General features: G+C 65.7%; 20 protein-coding genes. 6 read left to right on the forward strand and 14 right to left on the reverse strand.

The features are described from left to right. Positions 1–2: 2 nt before the first annotated feature. Complete coding sequence (locus tag AC1RNQ_RS17020; protein WP_493172967.1) at positions 3–152, forward strand: hypothetical protein; 150 nt, start codon at positions 3–5, stop codon at positions 150–152. Between the two features lie 96 nt (positions 153–248). Next, entirely contained in the window at positions 249–1592 is a 1344-nt protein-coding gene (locus AC1RNQ_RS17025; RefSeq protein WP_493172969.1) for a dicarboxylate/amino acid:cation symporter, read from the forward strand. A gap of 35 nt (positions 1593–1627) precedes the next feature. Here the strand turns inward: AC1RNQ_RS17025 and AC1RNQ_RS17030 are convergent, their stop codons facing one another. Beyond that, a complete protein-coding gene (locus tag AC1RNQ_RS17030) occupies positions 1628–2575 on the reverse strand; it encodes a hypothetical protein (protein WP_493172971.1) in 948 nt (315 codons plus the stop codon). Between the two features lie 174 nt (positions 2576–2749). Here AC1RNQ_RS17030 and AC1RNQ_RS17035 point away from each other — a divergent pair, with 174 nt between their 5' ends. Continuing rightward, positions 2750–4141: a cytochrome P450 gene (locus AC1RNQ_RS17035; protein WP_493172973.1), complete on the forward strand. Its 1392-nt coding sequence runs from the start codon at positions 2750–2752 to the stop codon at positions 4139–4141. A 57-nt stretch (positions 4142–4198) separates the two neighbouring features. Here AC1RNQ_RS17035 and AC1RNQ_RS17040 read toward each other — a convergent pair whose 3' ends face one another. Both AC1RNQ_RS17040 and AC1RNQ_RS17045 read right to left on the reverse strand, forming a co-directional pair. Continuing rightward, positions 4199–4684, reverse strand: coding sequence for a PIN domain-containing protein (locus AC1RNQ_RS17040; RefSeq protein ID WP_493172975.1), 486 nt, complete (start codon positions 4682–4684; stop codon positions 4199–4201). Beyond that, a complete protein-coding gene (locus tag AC1RNQ_RS17045; protein ID WP_493172977.1) occupies positions 4684–4929 on the reverse strand; it encodes a type II toxin-antitoxin system Phd/YefM family antitoxin in 246 nt (81 codons plus the stop codon). The genes AC1RNQ_RS17040 and AC1RNQ_RS17045 overlap by 1 nt, the downstream gene beginning before the upstream one ends. A 248-nt stretch (positions 4930–5177) precedes the next feature. On the opposite strand from AC1RNQ_RS17045, the gene AC1RNQ_RS17050 reads away from it, so the two are divergent. Together AC1RNQ_RS17050 and AC1RNQ_RS17055 are read left to right on the forward strand one after the other, a co-directional pair. Then, the gene (locus AC1RNQ_RS17050) at positions 5178–6569 is read left to right on the forward strand and encodes a cation:proton antiporter (protein ID WP_493173315.1); all 1392 of its coding nucleotides are present in this window, start codon (positions 5178–5180) and stop codon (positions 6567–6569) included. A gap of 67 nt (positions 6570–6636) precedes the next feature. Beyond that, on the forward strand, positions 6637–7845 hold the full coding sequence (locus AC1RNQ_RS17055; protein WP_493172979.1) for a hypothetical protein: 1209 nt from the start codon (positions 6637–6639) through the stop codon (positions 7843–7845). Between the two features lie 3 nt (positions 7846–7848). Here the strand turns inward: AC1RNQ_RS17055 and AC1RNQ_RS17060 are convergent, their stop codons facing one another. Continuing rightward, positions 7849–9384 carry a tryptophan halogenase family protein gene (locus tag AC1RNQ_RS17060; protein ID WP_493172981.1) on the reverse strand — a complete coding sequence of 512 codons (1536 nt, stop codon included), beginning with the start codon at positions 9382–9384 and terminating at the stop codon, positions 7849–7851. 65 nt (positions 9385–9449) lie between these two features. On the opposite strand from AC1RNQ_RS17060, the gene AC1RNQ_RS17065 reads away from it, so the two are divergent. Continuing rightward, a complete protein-coding gene (locus AC1RNQ_RS17065; protein ID WP_493172983.1) occupies positions 9450–10169 on the forward strand; it encodes an extensin-like domain-containing protein in 720 nt (239 codons plus the stop codon). On the opposite strand, the gene mddA is transcribed toward AC1RNQ_RS17065, so the two are convergent. The 10 genes from mddA to AC1RNQ_RS17115 form a co-directional block, all read right to left on the reverse strand. Further along, positions 10166–10891 (reverse strand): methanethiol S-methyltransferase, encoded by a 726-nt coding sequence (gene mddA, locus AC1RNQ_RS17070; protein WP_493172985.1) that lies wholly within the window; start codon positions 10889–10891, stop codon positions 10166–10168. The genes AC1RNQ_RS17065 and mddA overlap by 4 nt on opposite strands. A 60-nt stretch (positions 10892–10951) precedes the next feature. Then, on the reverse strand, positions 10952–11308 hold the full coding sequence (locus AC1RNQ_RS17075) for a HesB/IscA family protein (RefSeq protein WP_493172987.1): 357 nt from the start codon (positions 11306–11308) through the stop codon (positions 10952–10954). Further along, entirely contained in the window at positions 11308–11775 is a 468-nt protein-coding gene (locus AC1RNQ_RS17080; protein ID WP_493172989.1) for an SUF system Fe-S cluster assembly protein, read from the reverse strand. The genes AC1RNQ_RS17075 and AC1RNQ_RS17080 overlap by 1 nt, the downstream gene beginning before the upstream one ends. Positions 11776–11786: 11 nt before the next feature. Next, positions 11787–12932: an aminotransferase class V-fold PLP-dependent enzyme gene (locus AC1RNQ_RS17085; protein WP_493172991.1), complete on the reverse strand. Its 1146-nt coding sequence runs from the start codon at positions 12930–12932 to the stop codon at positions 11787–11789. 113 nt (positions 12933–13045) lie between these two features. After that, entirely contained in the window at positions 13046–13777 is a 732-nt protein-coding gene (locus AC1RNQ_RS17090) for a SufD family Fe-S cluster assembly protein (RefSeq protein ID WP_493172993.1), read from the reverse strand. Continuing rightward, entirely contained in the window at positions 13774–14163 is a 390-nt protein-coding gene (locus AC1RNQ_RS17095) for a hypothetical protein (RefSeq protein ID WP_493172995.1), read from the reverse strand. The genes AC1RNQ_RS17090 and AC1RNQ_RS17095 overlap by 4 nt, the downstream gene beginning before the upstream one ends. Further along, entirely contained in the window at positions 14163–14906 is a 744-nt protein-coding gene (gene sufC / locus AC1RNQ_RS17100) for a Fe-S cluster assembly ATPase SufC (RefSeq protein WP_493173317.1), read from the reverse strand. Before sufC ends, AC1RNQ_RS17095 begins: the two co-directional genes overlap by 1 nt. A gap of 2 nt (positions 14907–14908) precedes the next feature. Next, complete coding sequence (locus AC1RNQ_RS17105; protein WP_493172997.1) at positions 14909–15379, reverse strand: endonuclease domain-containing protein; 471 nt, start codon at positions 15377–15379, stop codon at positions 14909–14911. Beyond that, positions 15376–16863, reverse strand: a complete 1488-nt coding sequence (gene sufB / locus AC1RNQ_RS17110; RefSeq protein ID WP_493172999.1) for a Fe-S cluster assembly protein SufB — start codon at positions 16861–16863, stop codon at positions 15376–15378. Before sufB ends, AC1RNQ_RS17105 begins: the two co-directional genes overlap by 4 nt. After that, positions 16860–17321, reverse strand: a complete 462-nt coding sequence (locus AC1RNQ_RS17115; RefSeq protein WP_493173001.1) for an SUF system Fe-S cluster assembly regulator — start codon at positions 17319–17321, stop codon at positions 16860–16862. Before AC1RNQ_RS17115 ends, sufB begins: the two co-directional genes overlap by 4 nt. Positions 17322–17799 lie beyond the last annotated feature (478 nt).

Raw genomic sequence — 17799 nt, forward strand, 5'->3', positions numbered from 1 at the left:
TAGTGGATTTTATTGCCGCTTTCATCGCCGAGCATCGCGCGGTGCTCGGTCTCGTCATCTTCGCGGCCTTTCCGTCGGAGCGCTTCCCGCCCTCGGTCGTCGCGGTTGCGAGCGCGGGGTTGATGCTGGCGCTCGCATTCTGGACGCCTTGAGCCACCAAGCTTGACGCTGCGCGCGCGGGCGGCTCAAAGGGGCGATCATCGGGCCTGCGACCGCGCGCCGATCAACGAATATTGGGGGACGGCCGCATGGACCGCAGACTGACTTGGTATATTCTCGCCGGCATGTTGCTCGGCGTGGTGGTGGGCTACGCCGTCCATCTCGGGCTGCCGTCGGACCATGTCTGGTTCGAATATTTGTCCAAGTCGTTCAAGCTGCTCTCGGACATCTTCCTCAACCTCATCAAGCTGCTCGTCGCGCCGCTGGTCCTCTCGACCATCGTCGTCGGCATCGCGCATATGGGCGACAGCAGCGCGCTCGGGCGCATCGGGGTGCGCGCGATCAGCTGGTTCATCGCGGCGAGCTTCATCTCGATCGCGCTCGGCCTGCTGATGGTCAATCTGTTCCAGCCCGGGGTCGGCGCGCCGATCCCCGACGCCGCCGAGGCGGCGAAGCTGGTGGGCGAGGTCAAGAAGCTCGACGCGTGGGAGTTCACCCTGTCGATCTTCCCCAAGAACGCGCTCGAGGCGCTCGCGACGAACAATATCCTGCAGATCCTGGTCTTCTCGATCTTCGCGGGCGTCGCGCTGTCGGCGATCGGCGAACGCGGCGCGGTGCTGGTGCGCGGCGCCGACGCGCTTGCCGAAATGATGCTCCAGATCACCGGCTATGTGATGCGCTTCGCGCCCTTCGCGGTGTTCGGCGCGATCGCCAATGTCGTCGCGAAAAGCGGGCTCGCGATCCTCGGTACCTATCTGGAACTGCTCGTCGAATTCTACGCCTCGCTCGTGCTGCTGTGGATCATCCTGCTGACCGCGGGGTGGATTTTCCTGCGCCAGCGCATCTGGCAGCTGATCCGCTACATCCGCGAGCCGCTGCTGATCGCCTTCTCGACCGCCTCGTCGGAGGCGGCGCTGCCCAAGATGTTCGAACAGCTCGACCGCTTCGGCATCCCGCGGCGCATCTCGGGCTTCATGCTGCCGCTGGGCTACAGCTTCAACCTCGACGGTTCGATGATGTATATGAGCTTCGCGACGATCTTCATCGCGCAGGCCTATGGCCTCGACCTGTCGATCGCGACGCAAGTGCTGATCCTGCTGACGCTGATGGTCAGCTCGAAGGGGATCGCGGCGGTGCCGCGCGCCAGCCTGGTGGTGATCACCGGCACGCTCGCGCAGTTCGGGCTGCCGGTCGAGGGCGTCGCGATCATCCTCGCGATCGACCAGTTCCTCGACATGGGGCGCACCGCGACCAACGTCGTCGGCAACGCGGTGGCGACCAGCGTCATCACCAAATGGGAAGGCATGCTGCAGGTGCCCGAGCCGCCCGAGATGGAGCTGCCGCACGCGCCTGCGCATACGTCGCATCACGGCACGCGCGGGCTCGAGCTCGCCGAGGATATGGTCACCGACGAGCGCGACAAGGAGGCCTGACGGGCCTCCTCACCCGGGCTTTCACCTGAGGTCGCTCAGTCCTCGCGGACGCGGTTCGGCCGGTCGGCGGGGCTGCTGCGCGTCGCGGGCGACGGGCGCGGGGTGCTCGCGGCGGGCGGGGCGCTGCGCACAGGCGGCGCGGCTTGCGGCGTGCTGCGTACCGGGGGAGCGGCCTGCGGGCGATCGGGACGCGGGGCGCCGCCTACCGAACCGCCGCCGCGATTGCCCTGCCACTCCTGACGCGGGGGACGCCCGGCACCGGGCGCGCGGTCGGGGCGGACGGGCGTCGTGATCGGCGCGCCGGGGGTGCCGCCGCTGCCCGCGCCGGGGCGTGGCGGGCGCGTGCCGCGCGGACCGTCATTGTTGCCGCCGGGGCGCGTCCAGCCGCCGGGGCGGCCGTCGCCGCGGCCCGGATCGATCGGCGTGGTGCCGGTCGCCGGTGCGCCGCTGCCGGGGCGGGGAGGCCGCGTGCCGCGCGGGCCGTCGCGATCGCGGTCGCCGCGCAGGTCCCAGGGATTGTCGTCGCGACGCGGCGGGCGGCCGTCGCCGCGCGGCCCGTCGCCGCGGCCGGGGCGTCCGCCGTTCCAGTGGCCGTCGCCGCGCCCGCCATGATGCTTCCACCAGGCGCGCCGCCCGCCCCAATAATTCAGATATTGCCCGCGCAGCGGATAGCGGTTGCTGTAGCTGTCGAAGAGCCACAGCCCGTAGCCCGGGTAGTAATAATTGTCGTACCAGCCGCCGCCAAAGCCGATGTTGACGAAGCCCGCGCCATAGTCGCCGCCATCGTAGCAGTCGTAGCCATAGCCGTCGTCATAGGCATAGGGGTCATAGTCATAATAGCTGTCGCCGTAGCGGCTAACGCAGTCGTTGCCGGCGTAGGCGGGTCCATAGCCGTTGACGTCGCCATAATAGCAGCCGCCGAGGCTGGCCGTCGCCAGCGCGCCGAGCGCGATGCCGAGGGGGCGGCGAAGGAAATTTGCCATGATTTTATCCTTGGTTACGGCCCGAACGAACGGACCGGCATCATGGATGCGAATTTGCGCGAGTCGAGTTGAATTTGCGGTGAATGGAGTCTCTGCGTCGACGATACGTTACTTGCATCGATGTCAGTAGTGCGTTACGCCCGTCCCGCTCTCCCCTTTGACGAGGATATTCGCATGAACGCCCCTGCCAGGATCCAGTGGCCCGAAGCGCGTTTCGGCCCCGACACCGCACACTGGCTGCCGCGGGGCGACGAGCGCGTGCTCGACCATATCCCGGGCGAGGACGGGATGCCTTTGCTCGGCACGACGCTCGACCAGCTCAAGGATCCGATGGGCTTCACGCGGCGCATGGTCGGCAAATATGGCAAGGTCTATCGCACCAAGAGCTTCGGCGGGCGCAGCGTCGCGATCCACGGGCCCGAAGCGAACGAGCTCGCGATGTTCGATCGCGAGAAGAATTTCTCGTCCGAACAGGGCTGGGGGCCGGTGCTTAACCTGCTCTTCCCGCGCGGGCTGATGCTGATGGATTTCGAAAAGCATCGCGCCGACCGCAAGACGCTCTCGGTCGCGTTCAAGCCCGAGCCGATGCGCCTCTATGCCGACAGCCTGAACGCGGGGATCAAGGAACGCGTCGCGTCGTGGAGCGGGCAGAGTTTCAAATTCTATCCCGCGATCAAGCAGCTGACGCTCGACCTCGCCGCGACCAGCTTCCTCGGCATCCCCTGGGGTCCCGAGGCGGAGAAGATCAACAAGAGCTTCGTCGACATGGTGCAGGCGTCGATCGGCATTGTGCGCCGGCCCTTGCCCTTCACCGCGATGGGGCGCGGGGTCGCGGGGCGCAAATATCTGGTCGACTATTTCGGCAGGATGGTGCCCGAGCGCCGCGCCTCGAGCGGCGAAGACATGTTCACGCAGATCTGCCAGGCGCAGGACGAGAATGGCGAGTATCTGAGCGTCAACGCGATCATTGACCATATGAACTTCCTGATGATGGCGGCGCACGACACGATCACCAGTTCGATCAGTTCGCTCGTCTGGTTGCTCGCGAAGAACCCCGAGTGGCAGGACAAGCTCCGCGAAGAGATGTTGTCGGTCGCGCCGGCGGGCGAGGGGGTCGGGCACAACAGTCTCAACGATCTCGAACTCACCGAATGGGCGTTCAAGGAAGCGCTGCGGATGATCCCCCCGGTGCCGAGCATCCCGCGCCGCGCGCTCCGCGATTTCGAGTTCGGCGGCTATACCATCCCTGCGGGCACCAGCGTCGGGGTCAACCCCGGCTATACCCATATGATGCCCGAATATTGGCCCGAGCCCGAGACATTCGACCCGATGCGCTTCTCGCCCGAGGGCGCGAAGGGGCGGCACAAATATGCATGGGTCCCCTTCGGCGGCGGCGCGCATATGTGCCTGGGGCTGCACTTCGCGTATATGCAGGCGAAGATCTTCTTCCACCATGTGATCACCACGCACCGGATCAAGGTGGCGGAGGGCTATGATCCCGACTGGTATATGTGGCCGATCCCGCGCCCCAAGGACGGACTGATGGTGACGTTCGATAGACTGTAGCGGAAAGATCCTCCCCAAGGGGAGGATCTGCGTCAGCCTTTGTCGTAGCGGACCCGATCACCCCCGAATAAACAGGTTCCTGAGCCACGGCGCGCGGCCGCGCGTCGCTTCGCGCCAGTCGCCGTCGTCGGGCGACTCGGGCGCGGCGCGACTGGGGTCGAGCAGCTTGAGCCGCGCGGTGCGGAAGGCCGCGGGGTGATAGGTGACGAGCGTCAGCCCATGTTCGAGCGCGGTCGCGGCGAGTAGCGCGTCCCGATCGGCCTCGATCGCCAATGTGGCGCGCCGCCGCGCGACCGCTTGGTCGACCGGCACGATCCGGCCCTCGAACGCGGGGAGCAGCCGCTCGTCGATCCACGCGCGCCACGCCGCGCCCGCGGCCTTACCCTGCTTGTGTGCGCGTGCTGCTGCATTCTCGAGTTCGACCAGCGACAGTGCCGACACGAACATCGCCTGGCGTGACACGCGCTGCGCCCAGGTCCCGAGCGGCGCGCCATCCTGCGCGTGGCGGAGGTCAAGTAATATCTCGGCGTCGAGCAAATACATCAACCGCCCCCCCGTCCACCGAGTGCCTTGCCGAGTAGCGCGCGGTCGAGCGCGACCTCGCCGGGCGCGGCGGCGAGCAGCTGGACCATATTCTCGCGCTCGCCGCTGAGCACGCGCCACGCGTCAATGCTGATCAGCACATGCGTGGGCCGCCCGCGGTCGGTGACATAGACGGGTTCGACCATCGCGAATCGCTTTGCGCGGCTCACATCCTGGTTGAATTCGCGGCTGCTCACTCGCTTCATTCGTGCCTCCGATCACCCCGATTGGTAGCGCTACCGGGATCGTTCACATGTAGGTATGTTACTACACTGTGGCGGCCTCGCAACAAAATAGAGCATCACGCCGGAAATCGACGCGGCGGGCGCGCCCAATTGGGAGCTTTGGATTGCGCAGCGCGCGCTTTCATGTCTCCTGATACCCGGAAGGGGCGGATACCGAGGCCGAAAGAGCCATCGGCCCGCCGGGTGGGAGACGAAAATTGGTATCAGATATGTTCGGTGAACTGGCGCGCGCGATCGGCGACGTCATGGGCAAACATGGTCCTGCGGTCGATGCCGCGCAAAGCTATGCGCCGTCAGACTACAGCATCCACTTCTTCCTGCAGATCGCGGTGATCCTGCTCGTTTGCCGCGCCGTCGGCTGGATGGCGAAAAAGTTCCTCGGCCAGCCGCAGGTGGTCGGCGAGATGATCGCCGGCGTGATTCTCGGTCCCTCGCTGTTCGGCCTGCTTTTCCCCGAAATCCAGGGCGCGCTCTTTCCCAAGGAGACGCGCAACATGCTGTATGTCGGCGCGCAGTTCGGCGTCGGACTCTACATGTTTCTCGTCGGCACGACGCTCCGCCTCGACCATTTTCAGTCGAAGGCGAAGAGCGCGGTCGGCGTGTCGGCGGCGGGCATCGCCGCGCCCTTCCTGTTCGCGGCGCTCATCACGCCCTTCCTGATCGATATCCCCGGGCTGTTCACCGAGGGACTCGGGCAGGGCAGCGCGACGCTGTTCATGGGCGCGTGCATCGCGCTCACCGCCTTCCCGATGCTCGCGCGGATCATCAACGAACGCGGCCTCGCCAACACGTCGCTCGGCACGCTGTCGCTCACCGCGGGCGCGTTCGACGACGCGGTGTCGTGGTGCGTGCTCGCGATCGTGCTCGCGACCTTCGGCGGCGGCCCGGGCATCGCGCTATTGGCTATCGTCGGTGGCCTCAGCTTCGCACTCTTCATGTTCTTCGTCGGGCGCAAGTTGCTGATCCCGCTCGGCCGCGCGGTCGAGGCGAAGGGCGAGCTGACGCATGCGCTGCTCGCGGTGGTGCTGATGCTCTACGCGATGTCGGCCTTCTTCATGGATGCGGTCGGCATCCACGCGGTGTTCGGCGGCTTCCTGCTTGGCGCCTGCATGCCGCGCGGGCTGCTCACCGAGGAAATCAAGAAGAAGATCGAGCCGATGACCGTGGTCTTCCTGCTGCCGATGTTCTTCACCTACTCGGGGCTGAACACCCAGCTGACGACGGTGAACAGCATGTCGCTGCTCGCCATCGCGCTCGGCATCCTGCTCGTCTCGATCGCGGCGAAGTTCGGCGCTTGCTGGCTCGCGGCGCGGCTCGCGGGCGAGGACAATCGCACGGCGATGGGCATCGGCGCGCTGATGAACGCGCGCGGGCTGATGGAGCTGATCATCATCAACATCGGCCTGCAGAAAGGCATCATCGGCCCGACCCTGTTCGCGATCATGGTGCTGATGGCGATCGTCACCACGGTGATGGCGGGGCCGCTGTTCGAGCTGGTCTATGGCCGCAAGGCGCGCGAGACCGGCGAACTCGGGGCGCTCGGCACCGAAGGACCCGACGAACCACGGGGCGAGACGCCGCTGGCGCCCAGGCCCGCCTGATATCCCTCCTGCCTCCCCCGCTTCGGCCGCGGCCGGGGCGGGGAGGTCTTTTTGGGGACCTATCCAGATGAAACCATATTGGCTTGCGGCGCCGCTGGCGCTGCTCGGCGGTCCTGTATGCGCCGAGGAGACGACGGTGAAGCCGCTGCTCGACGCGCGGCTGCGCTACGAAGCGACCGAGCAGGACGGGCTGCCCCAAAAGGCGGAGGCGCTGACATTGCGCGTGCGGCCGGGCGTCGAGGCGAAGAAGGGCGCGTGGAGTGTGCTCGTCGAGGGTGAGGCGAACCTTGCGATCGCCTATGACTATAATGACGGGACCAACGGCAAGACCGGCTTGCCGCTGATCGCCGACCCGCCGAACCTCGAACTCAACCGCGCGCAGCTCCGCTATGCGGGCGCGAGCGGGCTGGCGCTGACCGCCGGGCGCCAGCGTATCGAACTCGCTGACCAACGCTTCGTCGGTTCCGCAGGGTTTCGCCAGAACGAGCAGACCTATGACGCGGTGCGCGTCCAGTGGGGCAAGCCCAAGGGGCTCAGCGCTGACCTGACCTACAGCTGGAGCGTGCGCACGGTGAACGGCCGCAACGGCACCGGCACGCGGCCGCAGGCGATCGGCGGCGACAATGTCTTCGCGGTCGTCGGCTATGGCACGTCGGTCGGTACGGTCAGCGGCTTCGCTTATCTGGTCGACCAGGACGAGGCGGCGGTGCAGGGTTACCGGCTGTCGAGCCAGACCTGGGGGCTGCGTTTCGCGGGCAGCCAGACGGTCGCGAAGGATGTGAAGCTCAATTATGTGGCGAGCTGGGCGCGGCAGAGCCACTGGCGCCGCAACCCCAACGACTATGCCGCCGATTATCGGCTCGCCGAGGCGGGCCTCAATGCGGGCGGCTTCAATGCGACCGCGGGTTACGAGATCCTCGGCGCGAGCGACGGTGTGCCGCTGACCAGCGTCCAGACCCCGCTCGCCTCGCATTTCCGCTTCAACGGCTGGGCGGGCAAGTTCGTGACGACCCCGCCCAATGGCCTCCGCGATCTTTATACCGGGGCGGGCTATGGCTGGAAGAAGGTCGGCGGGTTCGACAGCGTCGGGGTCAACGCGATCTGGCACCGCTTCGACAGCGACCGGCTGGGCCAGCATTATGGCGACGAGCTCGGCCTCGCGCTGACCGCGAAGCGCGGCCGGACCGGCGGGTCGATCCGCTACGCGCACTATAATGCCCGGGATTTCGCGACCGACACCGACCGGCTCTGGCTGACACTCGACTTCGCGCTCTGAGGCTTAGGCGGCTTCCGCGTTGATCTGGTCGATCAGTGTGCGGTGCGCGGGCAGCTCGCTCGCCGCGCGGTCACCGAAATTGCGGATGCGCGCGAAGATGCGCTCGGCCTCGGCGACGTCGGGAAACTCCTCGCGCACCGGCGACAGGTCGGTCGCATATTCCATGCCGTAGAGGATGTATTGATAGTTGAAGAAGGCGAAGCTTTCGAGGTCGAGGATGAAGTCGAAGCGCCCCGGCGGGCGATAGCGCCACTCCTCGAGCAACTCCTTCAGCCGGTCGGGGATCGACGCGGGGGCACCATTGTCGCGCCAGAAGGGCTCGTCGCGGCGGCTGAGGCAATAATGGAGCTTCAGGAAATTGACGATGTTCGCGTAGCGCGCCGCCATCAGTTCGTTGAAGCGCCGCGCGGGCGCGCCGACCGGGCCGCCCAAGGGGAACATCTCGGCGATCATCGCCGCCGCGGTCTCTATCATCACCAGGCCGGTCGATTCGAGCGGTTCGAGGAAGCCGCCCGACAGCCCGACCGCGACGCAATTCTTGACCCAGGGCGTGGTGCGATAGCCGGCCTCGAACGGGATGCTGCGCACCTTGACGTCATGACTGCGCCCGCCGGTGTAGGCGGCCAATATCTCGGCGGCGCGATCATCGCTCAGATGCGCGCTCGAATAGACGCAGCCGACCCCGCGTGCACCGGCGAGGCCGATGTCCCACGTCCAGCCGCCCGCGTGCGCTGCGGCGATCGTATAACTTTCGAGCGGCGCCGTCGGATCTTCGTAGGGAATCTTGCACGCGAGCGCGCGGTCGGTGAACAATTGGTCGCCGACGCTCTTGAATGGAGCACCGAGCGCGCCGATCAGCTCGGCGCGGAAACCCGAGCAGTCGATATAGAGGTCGGCCGACAACGTGCCATGTTCGGCGGTGACGATATGGTCGATCGCGCCGGTGATGCCGTCGAGCGCCACATCGGTGAGCGTTCCCTGCAGGTGCGTAACGCCCAGCGCGCGCGCCTGCGCCGACAGCACCTCGGCGAGCCGCGCGGCGTCGAAATGATAGGCATAGTCGAGCGGTCCGTCGAATGCGCCCTCGCCGGGGCGCTTGGGCGCGCGGCGCGCCTCGGCGACGCGGTTCTGGATCGTCATCGCCTCGGCGAAGGCGGGGCGCGTCGCGGGATCCTGGAGCAGCCAGTAGGAGACGAGGCTGTGCCCGTCGCCATGATAGGGCGGCTCGAACGGATGGAGGAAATGGCCCGACATGCCCGGCGCGGGGGTGCGCACCCAGTCGTCGAAGCGGATGCCCTGCTTGAAGGTTGCCGTGGTCGATCGGACGAACTGGCTCTCGTCGATGCCGATGAATTGTAATGTGCTGCGGATCGTCGGAAAGGCGCCCTCGCCGACGCCGATGCTGCCGATCTCGTCCGACGCGATCAAAGTGATCGACAGCCGCGGGTTGCGCGGCAGGTCAAAAAAGCGCGCGAGATAGGCCGCGGTCAGCCAGCCCGCGGTGCCGCCGCCGACGATCAGGATCGAGCGCTTCGCCATTGGGAACGCTATCGAGCCGCAAGGCGCTTTCAACAAGCGCTATTTTGCGCCACGCGGAAACGGAGATGATGAAGAGCCTTCGCCCCTATCTGATCTGGTTCGCGATCGCGCTGCTGCTGACCGTCGCCGCGATCCGCGCGATGCAGTGGCTGCGTGCGCATCCCGAGCATAACCCCTCCGCGCGGTTCGAACTCGCGCACCCGCAGGGCTGGGCGACGCACCGCAAGCTGGTGGGGCTGAGCGAAGACGATGCCGCCTGCTTCGCCGTCTTCGACCGCGCGGGCGCGGGCTATTTGCGGCGGCCGGTGATGGGCGAGGGGGTGTGCCGCGCGAGCCAGCGCATGCTGCTCACCGCGAACAGACTGGTGCCGACGATGCGCCCCGCAGGCGCGGCGCCGGGCTGCGCGGTCACCGCGGCGATGGCGCTATGGAACCGCGACGTCGTCCAGCCGCTGGCGCAGAAGCATTTCGGGCAGACGGTCGCGAGCCTCGAAAATCTGGGCAGCTATAATTGCCGCCGGATCGCGGGGCGGCAGGCGCAGAGCGAGCATTCGACCGCCAATGCGATCGACATTTCGGCCTTCGTGCTCGCCGACGGGACGCGCATCTCGCTGATCAACGACTGGGACGACGGCGACAAGCGCAGCGCGTTCCTGCACGCGGTGCGCGACGGATCGTGCGGTCTGTTCAGCACCGTGCTGTCGCCCGATTACAACGAAGCGCACGCCGACCATTTCCATCTCGACATGGCGGTGCGGACGGCCGGCTGGACGGTGTGCCGCTAAAGCTTGGGCATCAGCATTCCGACCTTTTGGCGATAGGCGACATAATCGTCGCCGAAGGTCGCGATCAGGTCGCGTTCCTCGAAACGGATCGCGATCAGCATGTAGATCGACATGCCTGCCGCGAGCAACAAATGCCCCGCGCTCATCACCGGCGTCGCCCAGAAGGCGATGAAGAAGCCCGAATAGAGCGGGTGGCGCACGAATTTATAAAAGAACGGCTGGTGCAACTGCGGCGGTGCCGCGGCGCGCTCGCGCAGCGCGAACCACGCCTGCTGCAGCCCGAACAGCTCGAAATGGTTAAGCAGGAAGGTGCTCAAGAGCACGATCAGCCAGCCGGTCGCGAACAGCGCCCAGATGAAGCCGGCGGCATAGGGATGGTAGACCGACCAGATCGTGCCGGGCAGGACATGCCAGAAGTGGAAGAGCAGAATCAGCGCCGCGCTGGCGAGCAGCACGTAGGTGCTGCGCTCGATCGGCGCCGGCACGATGCGCGTCCAGCGCGCCTTGAACCCCGGCCGCGCCATCACGCTGTGCTGGATGCCGAATAGCGCGATCAGCGCGACGTCGATCAGCAGCGCGGTCGCGGTCGGCGCGCTGCGTGCGGCATCGACGGTGATCGGCGCACCCGGCACATTGCCGACGAAGGCGATAAGATACAGGAATGTCGCGAAGAATATCGCGTAGCAGATGGCCGCATAGGCCAGGTAGAAGGCACGAACCATGACGCTCCCCCCTCAATTCGATGGGGGATCATAGCATATCCGGCGCGAAAACGCGCTTGCTTAGACGGTAAAGCTCTCGCCGCACCCGCACGCGCCCTTGGCGTTCGGGTTCTCGAACACGAAGCCCGCGGCGAAATCATCCTCGACCCAGTCCATCGTGCTGCCGATCAGGTAGAGCACCGACGCGCCGTCGATGTAGAAGACCCCGCCCGGCGTTTCGATCTTCTCGTCGAATTTCTGCTCTTCGGTGACATAGTCGACCGAATAAGCGAGCCCCGAACAGCCGCGGCGCGGGGTCGACAGCTTGACCCCGATCGCGCCCTCGGGGGCGGCGGCCATTAGCGCGGTCACGCGCGCTTCGGCGTTGGGCGTCAGCGTCACGGCGGCGGGGCGGGTGCGGGTTTTTGTTTCGGTCATCACAGCATTCCCAGTTCGAGGCGCGCTTCGTCGCTCATATTCTGCGGCGACCACGGCGGATCCCAGACCAGATTGACCTCGGCATCGCCGACCCCCGGCACCGCGCCGACGCGCAGCTCGACCTCGGCGGGCATCGATTCGGCGACCGGGCAATGCGGCGTCGTCAGCGTCATCGTGACGACGACATGGCCCTCGTCGATCTCGACGTTGTAGATCAGGCCGAGGTCATAGATATTCACAGGAATTTCCGGGTCGAAGATATCTTTCAGCGCGTTGATCACCGCCTCGTACAGGTCGCCGCCGACCGCACCGGGTTCGACCGCCGCGGGCTTCGCCGCGAGGAACCCCTCGAGATAGTCGCGCTTGCGCTCCAGCTTCTCGGGCGCGGTTTCGATATCCTCGACGCGCGCCTTCGGCGGGGCTTCGACGCTTTCCACTTCCTCGACCCGAATCCCGGTCTTACTCATGCGGTCCTCGCTCATCCGAAAATCCTCTCGACGCGGGCGAGGCCATCGATCAGCGCCGCCACATCGTCGTCATTGCTGTAAACACCGAAGCTTGCGCGGGCGGTCGCGGGTACCCCCAGATGCTCCATCAGCGGCTGTGCGCAATGGTGCCCGGCGCGGATCGCGACCCCGCTTTCGTCCAAGATAGTGCCGATGTCGTGCGGATGAACCCCCGCCATCGCAAAACTGACGATCCCCGCGCTGTTTTCGGGGCCGAACAGCGTGATGCTGTTCTTGCGCGCGAGTGCTTCGCGCAGCGTGCCGACGAGCGCGCATTCATGCGCGTGGATCGCGTCGATGCCGATGGCTTCGACATAGTCGACCGCCGCCGCGAGCCCGATCGCCTCGATAATCGCGGGCGTACCCGCCTCGAAGCGGGTGGGGGCGGGGGCATAGGTGGTGCGTTCAAAGGTCACGCGGTCGATCATCGACCCGCCGCCCTGCCACGGCGGCAGGCTATCGAGCTTGTCGCTCCACAGCACACCGATGCCCGTGGGACCATAAAGCTTGTGGCCCGAAAAGACATAATAGTCGCAGCCGAGTGCCGCGACATCAACGGGCAGCCGCGGCACCGCCTGGCAGCCGTCGATCAGCAATTCGGCGCCGACGCAGTGCGCCAGTTCGGCCGCGCGCGCGACGTCGAGCGGGCTGCCGAGCACGTTCGAGACATGCGCGAAGGCGACCATATTATGATCGGGGGTCAGCAGCTCTTCGGCGGCGTCGAGGTCGATGCGGCCGTCGTCGGTCAGCGGGCAAACGTCGACCTGCCAGCCGGCAAGCTGCCACGGCACGATATTGCTGTGATGTTCGAGCACTGACAGCAGCACGCGGCCTTTGCGCGGGTGGCTGTAGGCAACGAGGTTGATCGCCTCGGTCGCGCCGCGCACGAACGCGATCTCATTCTCGCGCGCGCCGATGAAGGCCGCGATCCGCCGCCGCGCCGCCTCATAGGCGAGCGTCATGTCGGCCGAGCGTGCATAGACGCCGCGGTGCACGGTCGCATAGTCGCGGCCCATCGCGTTGACCGTCGCATCGATCACCGCCTGCGGCTTCTGCGCGGTCGCGGCGGTATCGAGATAGTGCCAGCCGGGGGTGAGGCCGGGGAAGTCTTCTCTCAAGCCCCTCCCCTTCAGGGGAGGGGTTGGGGTGGGGTGCTGCGAGGTAGCGTAAGGCCGCGAGACCCCACCCCCGTCCCCTCCCCTGAAGGGGAGGGGTGATGAAGTATCAATACTCACACCAGCTCTCCCAGCTTCGCCAGCGCCAGCTCCTGCAACCGCACTTCATCCTCGGCGCCATCGAACACGCCGGCAACGAACGCCTGCAGCATCAGCTTCTTCGCCTCGCCCGGCGGCAGCCCGCGCGACTGAAGGTAATAAAGCCCCATCGGATCGAGCTCGCCGATCGCGCAGCCATGCGCGCATTTGACGTCGTCGGCGAAGATTTCGAGCTCGGGCTTGGCGTTGGCGGTCGCGCTGCGGTCGAGCAGCATCGCCTTCACATCCTGTTCGCTGTCGGTCTGCTGCGCATCGCGCGCGACCGCAACCTTGCCGAGATAGGTGCCCGTCGCAGTCCCGCCGAGCACCGATCGCACGACCTGCCGCGACGTCGCGCCGGGTTCGGCGTGGATGACCGTGGTGATGATTTCCAGATTTTGCCCGCCCCCGCCGATCTGCGCCGCGCCGAGGTGGAAATCGGCGCCTTCGTGCAGGATCGCATTCAGTTCGATGCGGCCATAAGCACCGCCGATATTGAGGATATGCAGCGAAGCCACCGCGCCCTTGCCGAGCACCAGCTCGATCTGCCGGATGTCGCCTGCGTCCTGCACGATCGCGCGTTTGAAGTCGCCGCCCGCGGGCACGATGATGCTTTCGGGCGCGGGCAAAGGCCACGCCGCGGCGACCGCGTCGATATCGCTATAGCGCCATGCTTCGTCGCGGCGGGTGGGGAGGACGGCGCCGCTCATCGTGCCGCGGCCCGCTGGTCGGCCAGTTCGGTGACCATTTCATCGCGTGCTTCGAAAACGCACGGCGAAAACCGGTCGCGAAGCAGCGTCTTGCGCATCTTGTTCCGGGCGTTCGACGGCAGGCGGTGATCCTTCAACCGGGCAAATTCCGCTTCATACCGTTTGTGACAGCGGATCATCGCGGTGCAGCCGATGCGGTCGATCGCGGCGTCGCCGGTCGATCGCTGCGTGTAGCAGCGCAGTTCGCCGCGATGCTCGACCAGCGATGCGCGCCAATCCTTCAGCTTGGTCGCGATCACGACAATCTCCTGTTCGACCGTCTCGGTGATCGGGACGGGCGGAAGCGCCGCGGCGGGCGTCAAGGTCACCAGGGCCAGCATCGCCATCAAGCCGCAATCTCGGCATAGCCATGCGCTTCGAGTTCGCGCGCCAGTTCGGGGCCGCCCGACTTGACGATGCGGCCGGCGGCGAGGACGTGGACGAAATCGGGCTGCACATAGTCGAGCAGGCGCTGGTAATGGGTGATCAGCAGCACCGCCTTGTCGGGGCGGCGCATGATCGCGTTGATCCCGTCGCCGACGGTGCGCAGCGCGTCGATGTCTAGCCCTGAGTCCGTCTCGTCGAGGATCGCAAGCCGGGGGTCGAGGATCCCCATCTGCACCATCTCGTTGCGCTTCTTCTCGCCGCCCGAGAAGCCGACGTTCACCGGGCGCTTGAGCATGTCCATGTCCATCTTGAGCAGCCCCGCCTTCTCGCGCGCGAGCTTCAGGAAATCGCCGCCCGACAGCGGTTCCAACCCACGCGCCGTGCGCTGGGCGTTCAGGCTTTCGCGAAGGAACTGGACGTTCGACACGCCGGGGATTTCGACCGGATATTGGAAGCCGAGGAAAAGGCCGGCGGCGGCGCGCTCGTGCGGGTCCATGTCGAGCAGGTCTTGCCCGTCGAACGTGGCCGAACCCTCGGTGACTTCGTAGCCTGGGCGCCCGCCGAGAATGTAGGAGAGCGTCGACTTGCCCGCGCCGTTGGGGCCCATGATCGCATGAATCTCGCCCGCATTGATGGCGAGCGACAGGCCCTTCAGGATCGGCTTGTCGGCGACGGTGGCGTGGAGGTTTTCAATTTTGAGCATAGTCATCTTTCAAGCCCCTCACCTTCAGGGGAGGGGTTGGGGTGGGGTCTCTCGGCCTGACGCAAGGCTTCGACGATAAACCTCAGCACGCCGTCCATGTTGGACATCACATCATGGTTGGTGACGTGGATGGTCCGGTAACCGTGCTCCGCCAGCGCTTTATCGCGCGCGCGGTCTCCCGCTTCCTCATGCGTGTCGCCATCGACCTCAACGATCAGCTTCGCGGCCGAACAAACCAAATCCGCAATGAACCAGCCAATCACCTGTTGGCGGCGGAATTTGTATCCCTCAAGCTGCCCGTTCGACAAATGCCGCCACAGCCGCTTTTCCGGCTCGGTCGGATTGTTGCGCATGTTGCGCGCACGGCTTTGCAACTCTTCGATGGTGGAGGCCGATAGACCCCACCCCCGGCCCCTCCCCTGAAGGGGAGGGGAGTTCAGTTGTTTCGCCTGATCGCGGAGTGTCCAGGTCATCCGACAGACCCCTCCAGCGAAATCCCCAGCAACTTCTGCGCCTCAACCGCAAACTCCATCGGCAGCTGCTGCAGCACTTCCTTGGCAAAACCGTTGACGATCAGCGCCACCGCCTCTTCCTGCCCCAGCCCGCGCTGCATCGCGTAGAACAGCTGATCGTCGCTGATCTTGCTCGTCGTCGCTTCATGCTCGACGGTCGCGGTCGGGTTGCGGACCTCGATATAGGGGACAGTGTGCGCGCCGCTGAGCGAGCCCAAAAGCAGGCTGTCGCACTGGGTGAAATTGCGCACGCCCTCGGCATTGGGCGCGACGCGCACCAATCCGCGATAGGTGTTGTTCGACTTGCCCGCGCTGATCCCCTTGCTGACGATGGTCGAGCGCGTGCGCTTGCCATTGTGGATCATCTTGGTGCCGGTATCGGCCTGCTGGAAATTATTGGTGACCGCGACCGAATAGAATTCGCCGACGCTGTCGTCGCCGTTGAGCACGCAGCTCGGATATTTCCACGTGATCGCCGAGCCGGTTTCGACCTGCGTCCACGACACCTTGCTGCGCTTGCCCTGGCACAGCGCGCGCTTGGTCACGAAATTATAGATGCCGCCGAGGCCCTCGGCATTGCCGGGATACCAGTTTTGCACCGTCGAATATTTGATCTCGGCATCGTCGAGTGTCACCAGTTCGACCACCGCGGCGTGCAGCTGGTTCTCGTCGCGCATCGGCGCGGTGCAGCCTTCGAGGTACGAGACATACGCACCCTTGTCGGCGATGATCAATGTCCGCTCGAACTGCCCCGTATTCTCGGCATTGATGCGGAAATAGGTGCTGAGCTCCATCGGGCAGCGCACGCCCTCGGGCACATAGACGAACGTCCCGTCCGAGAAGACCGCGCAATTGAGCGTGGCGAAATAATTGTCGTGCATCGGCACGACCTTGCCGAGCCATTTCTTCACCAGCTCGGGATATTCGCGGATCGCTTCGCTGATCGACAGGAAGATCACGCCCGCGCGCTTCAGCTCCTCGCGGAAGGTCGTCGCGACGCTGACGCTGTCGAATACCGCATCGACCGCGACCTTGCGCGCGCCTTCGACCCCCGCGAGTACCTTCTGCTCCTCGATCGGAATGCCGAGCTTCTTGTAAACCTCGAGGATCTCGGGATCGACCTCGTCGAGGCTGCCGAGCTTGGGCTTGGGCTTCGGCGCTGCGTAATAATAAGCGTCCTGATAGTCGATCGGCGGCACGTTGAGCTTCGCCCAGTCGGGCGTTTCCATCGTCAACCAGTGGCGGAACGCCTTCAGCCGCCAGTCGAGCATCCATTCGGGCTCGTTCTTCTTGGCCGAGATGAAGCGGACCGTATCCTCGGTCAGCCCCTTGGGCGCGAAGTCGGTCTCGATGGTCGAGGACCAGCCATGCTCATAATCGGCGACCTTTGCCGCGGCGTCGTGCGCGGCCTGGTCCTTGACGGGAAGTTCGGTGTTGTCGGTCATAGTCTGATCTCGTCGCCGGCCAATGCCGGGATCGGCGGAGGGGAGGGGTGTTTCGGGGCGACGCTCAAACTCGCCAGACTGATCTCCGCCAGCGCCCCGCGTACCGCGCCGTTCACCACGCCCCAATGCGGCTGCACCTTGCAGCTGCCCTCGAGCGAGCAGTCGTGGCGCCCTTCGGCGACGCAGGCGGTGAGCGCGATCGGGCCTTCGACCGCTTCGATGATGTCGGCGACGTTGATCGCCGCCGCGGGCCGCGCGAGTCGAACCCCGCCGCCGCTGCCGCGCGAGGCGACGAGCAGCCCGGCGCGCGCGAGCTGGCTCACCAGCTTCTGCGCGGTCGGCCCCGGAATCCCCGTCTGCTCGGCGAGCATGCCGGCGTGAATCGGCACCGACCCGCACTGGCGGGCGGCGGCGCTCATCAGCACCACGGCATAATCGGCAAGGTTGGACAGACGCATGCGACCCTTCTCGCGGAAATTGCGAACGATTCTTAACTGGAGTAAATTACTCCACTTATATAGGCGAGGTGTCCGGCGCGCGCAAGCAAGGCGGCTTTGGGGGAGCCCAAGAAAAAAAAGGCACCCATCTGGCCGAAGCCAAATGAGTGCCAAGATGAAGGTCTCTGTCCTCGCCAGGAGGAAGAGCTCTTCTGGGTCGCACCCCCCGATTATGCCGGGCCGGCGATTCGCGATTGGATGGAAACGCCAAAACGACGGCGCGTGAAATTTTTGGTGGTTAATCGGGGATTTGGGCAAAATCCCTTCCCCCTCGATGGGGGAAGGATACGCAGCCTTGCCGCGTAGCGGCTAGGCGAAGTTGGATGGGGGTGATGGTGCGTCCACGCGCCGCCCGCTTCAGGCCGAGACCGCACCCCCACCGCTGCGACTAACGAACAAGTTCGTAAGTCTCGCTGCCTCCCCCATCGAGGGGGAGGGA

The organism is Sphingopyxis sp. GW821-FHT12F08, from assembly GCF_058806755.1.

Excerpts from the sequence above, each read along its gene's own strand:
- AC1RNQ_RS17025 (WP_493172969.1), top strand. The coding sequence starts at position 249 with ATGGACCGCAGACTGACTTGGTATATTCTCGCCGGCATGTTGCTCGGC.
- AC1RNQ_RS17030 (WP_493172971.1), bottom strand. The coding sequence starts at position 2,575 with ATGGCAAATTTCCTTCGCCGCCCCCTCGGCATCGCGCTCGGCGCGCTG.
- AC1RNQ_RS17035 (WP_493172973.1), top strand. The coding sequence starts at position 2,750 with ATGAACGCCCCTGCCAGGATCCAGTGGCCCGAAGCGCGTTTCGGCCCC.
- AC1RNQ_RS17040 (WP_493172975.1), bottom strand. The coding sequence starts at position 4,684 with ATGTATTTGCTCGACGCCGAGATATTACTTGACCTCCGCCACGCGCAG.
- AC1RNQ_RS17045 (WP_493172977.1), bottom strand. The coding sequence starts at position 4,929 with ATGAAGCGAGTGAGCAGCCGCGAATTCAACCAGGATGTGAGCCGCGCA.
- AC1RNQ_RS17050 (WP_493173315.1), top strand. The coding sequence starts at position 5,178 with ATGTTCGGTGAACTGGCGCGCGCGATCGGCGACGTCATGGGCAAACAT.
- AC1RNQ_RS17055 (WP_493172979.1), top strand. The coding sequence starts at position 6,637 with ATGAAACCATATTGGCTTGCGGCGCCGCTGGCGCTGCTCGGCGGTCCT.
- AC1RNQ_RS17060 (WP_493172981.1), bottom strand. The coding sequence starts at position 9,384 with ATGGCGAAGCGCTCGATCCTGATCGTCGGCGGCGGCACCGCGGGCTGG.
- AC1RNQ_RS17065 (WP_493172983.1), top strand. The coding sequence starts at position 9,450 with ATGATGAAGAGCCTTCGCCCCTATCTGATCTGGTTCGCGATCGCGCTG.
- mddA (WP_493172985.1), bottom strand. The coding sequence starts at position 10,891 with ATGGTTCGTGCCTTCTACCTGGCCTATGCGGCCATCTGCTACGCGATA.
- AC1RNQ_RS17075 (WP_493172987.1), bottom strand. The coding sequence starts at position 11,308 with ATGACCGAAACAAAAACCCGCACCCGCCCCGCCGCCGTGACGCTGACG.
- AC1RNQ_RS17080 (WP_493172989.1), bottom strand. The coding sequence starts at position 11,775 with ATGAGTAAGACCGGGATTCGGGTCGAGGAAGTGGAAAGCGTCGAAGCC.
- AC1RNQ_RS17090 (WP_493172993.1), bottom strand. The coding sequence starts at position 13,777 with ATGAGCGGCGCCGTCCTCCCCACCCGCCGCGACGAAGCATGGCGCTAT.
- AC1RNQ_RS17095 (WP_493172995.1), bottom strand. The coding sequence starts at position 14,163 with ATGGCGATGCTGGCCCTGGTGACCTTGACGCCCGCCGCGGCGCTTCCG.
- sufC (WP_493173317.1), bottom strand. The coding sequence starts at position 14,906 with ATGCTCAAAATTGAAAACCTCCACGCCACCGTCGCCGACAAGCCGATC.
- AC1RNQ_RS17105 (WP_493172997.1), bottom strand. The coding sequence starts at position 15,379 with ATGACCTGGACACTCCGCGATCAGGCGAAACAACTGAACTCCCCTCCC.
- sufB (WP_493172999.1), bottom strand. The coding sequence starts at position 16,863 with ATGACCGACAACACCGAACTTCCCGTCAAGGACCAGGCCGCGCACGAC.
- AC1RNQ_RS17115 (WP_493173001.1), bottom strand. The coding sequence starts at position 17,321 with ATGCGTCTGTCCAACCTTGCCGATTATGCCGTGGTGCTGATGAGCGCC.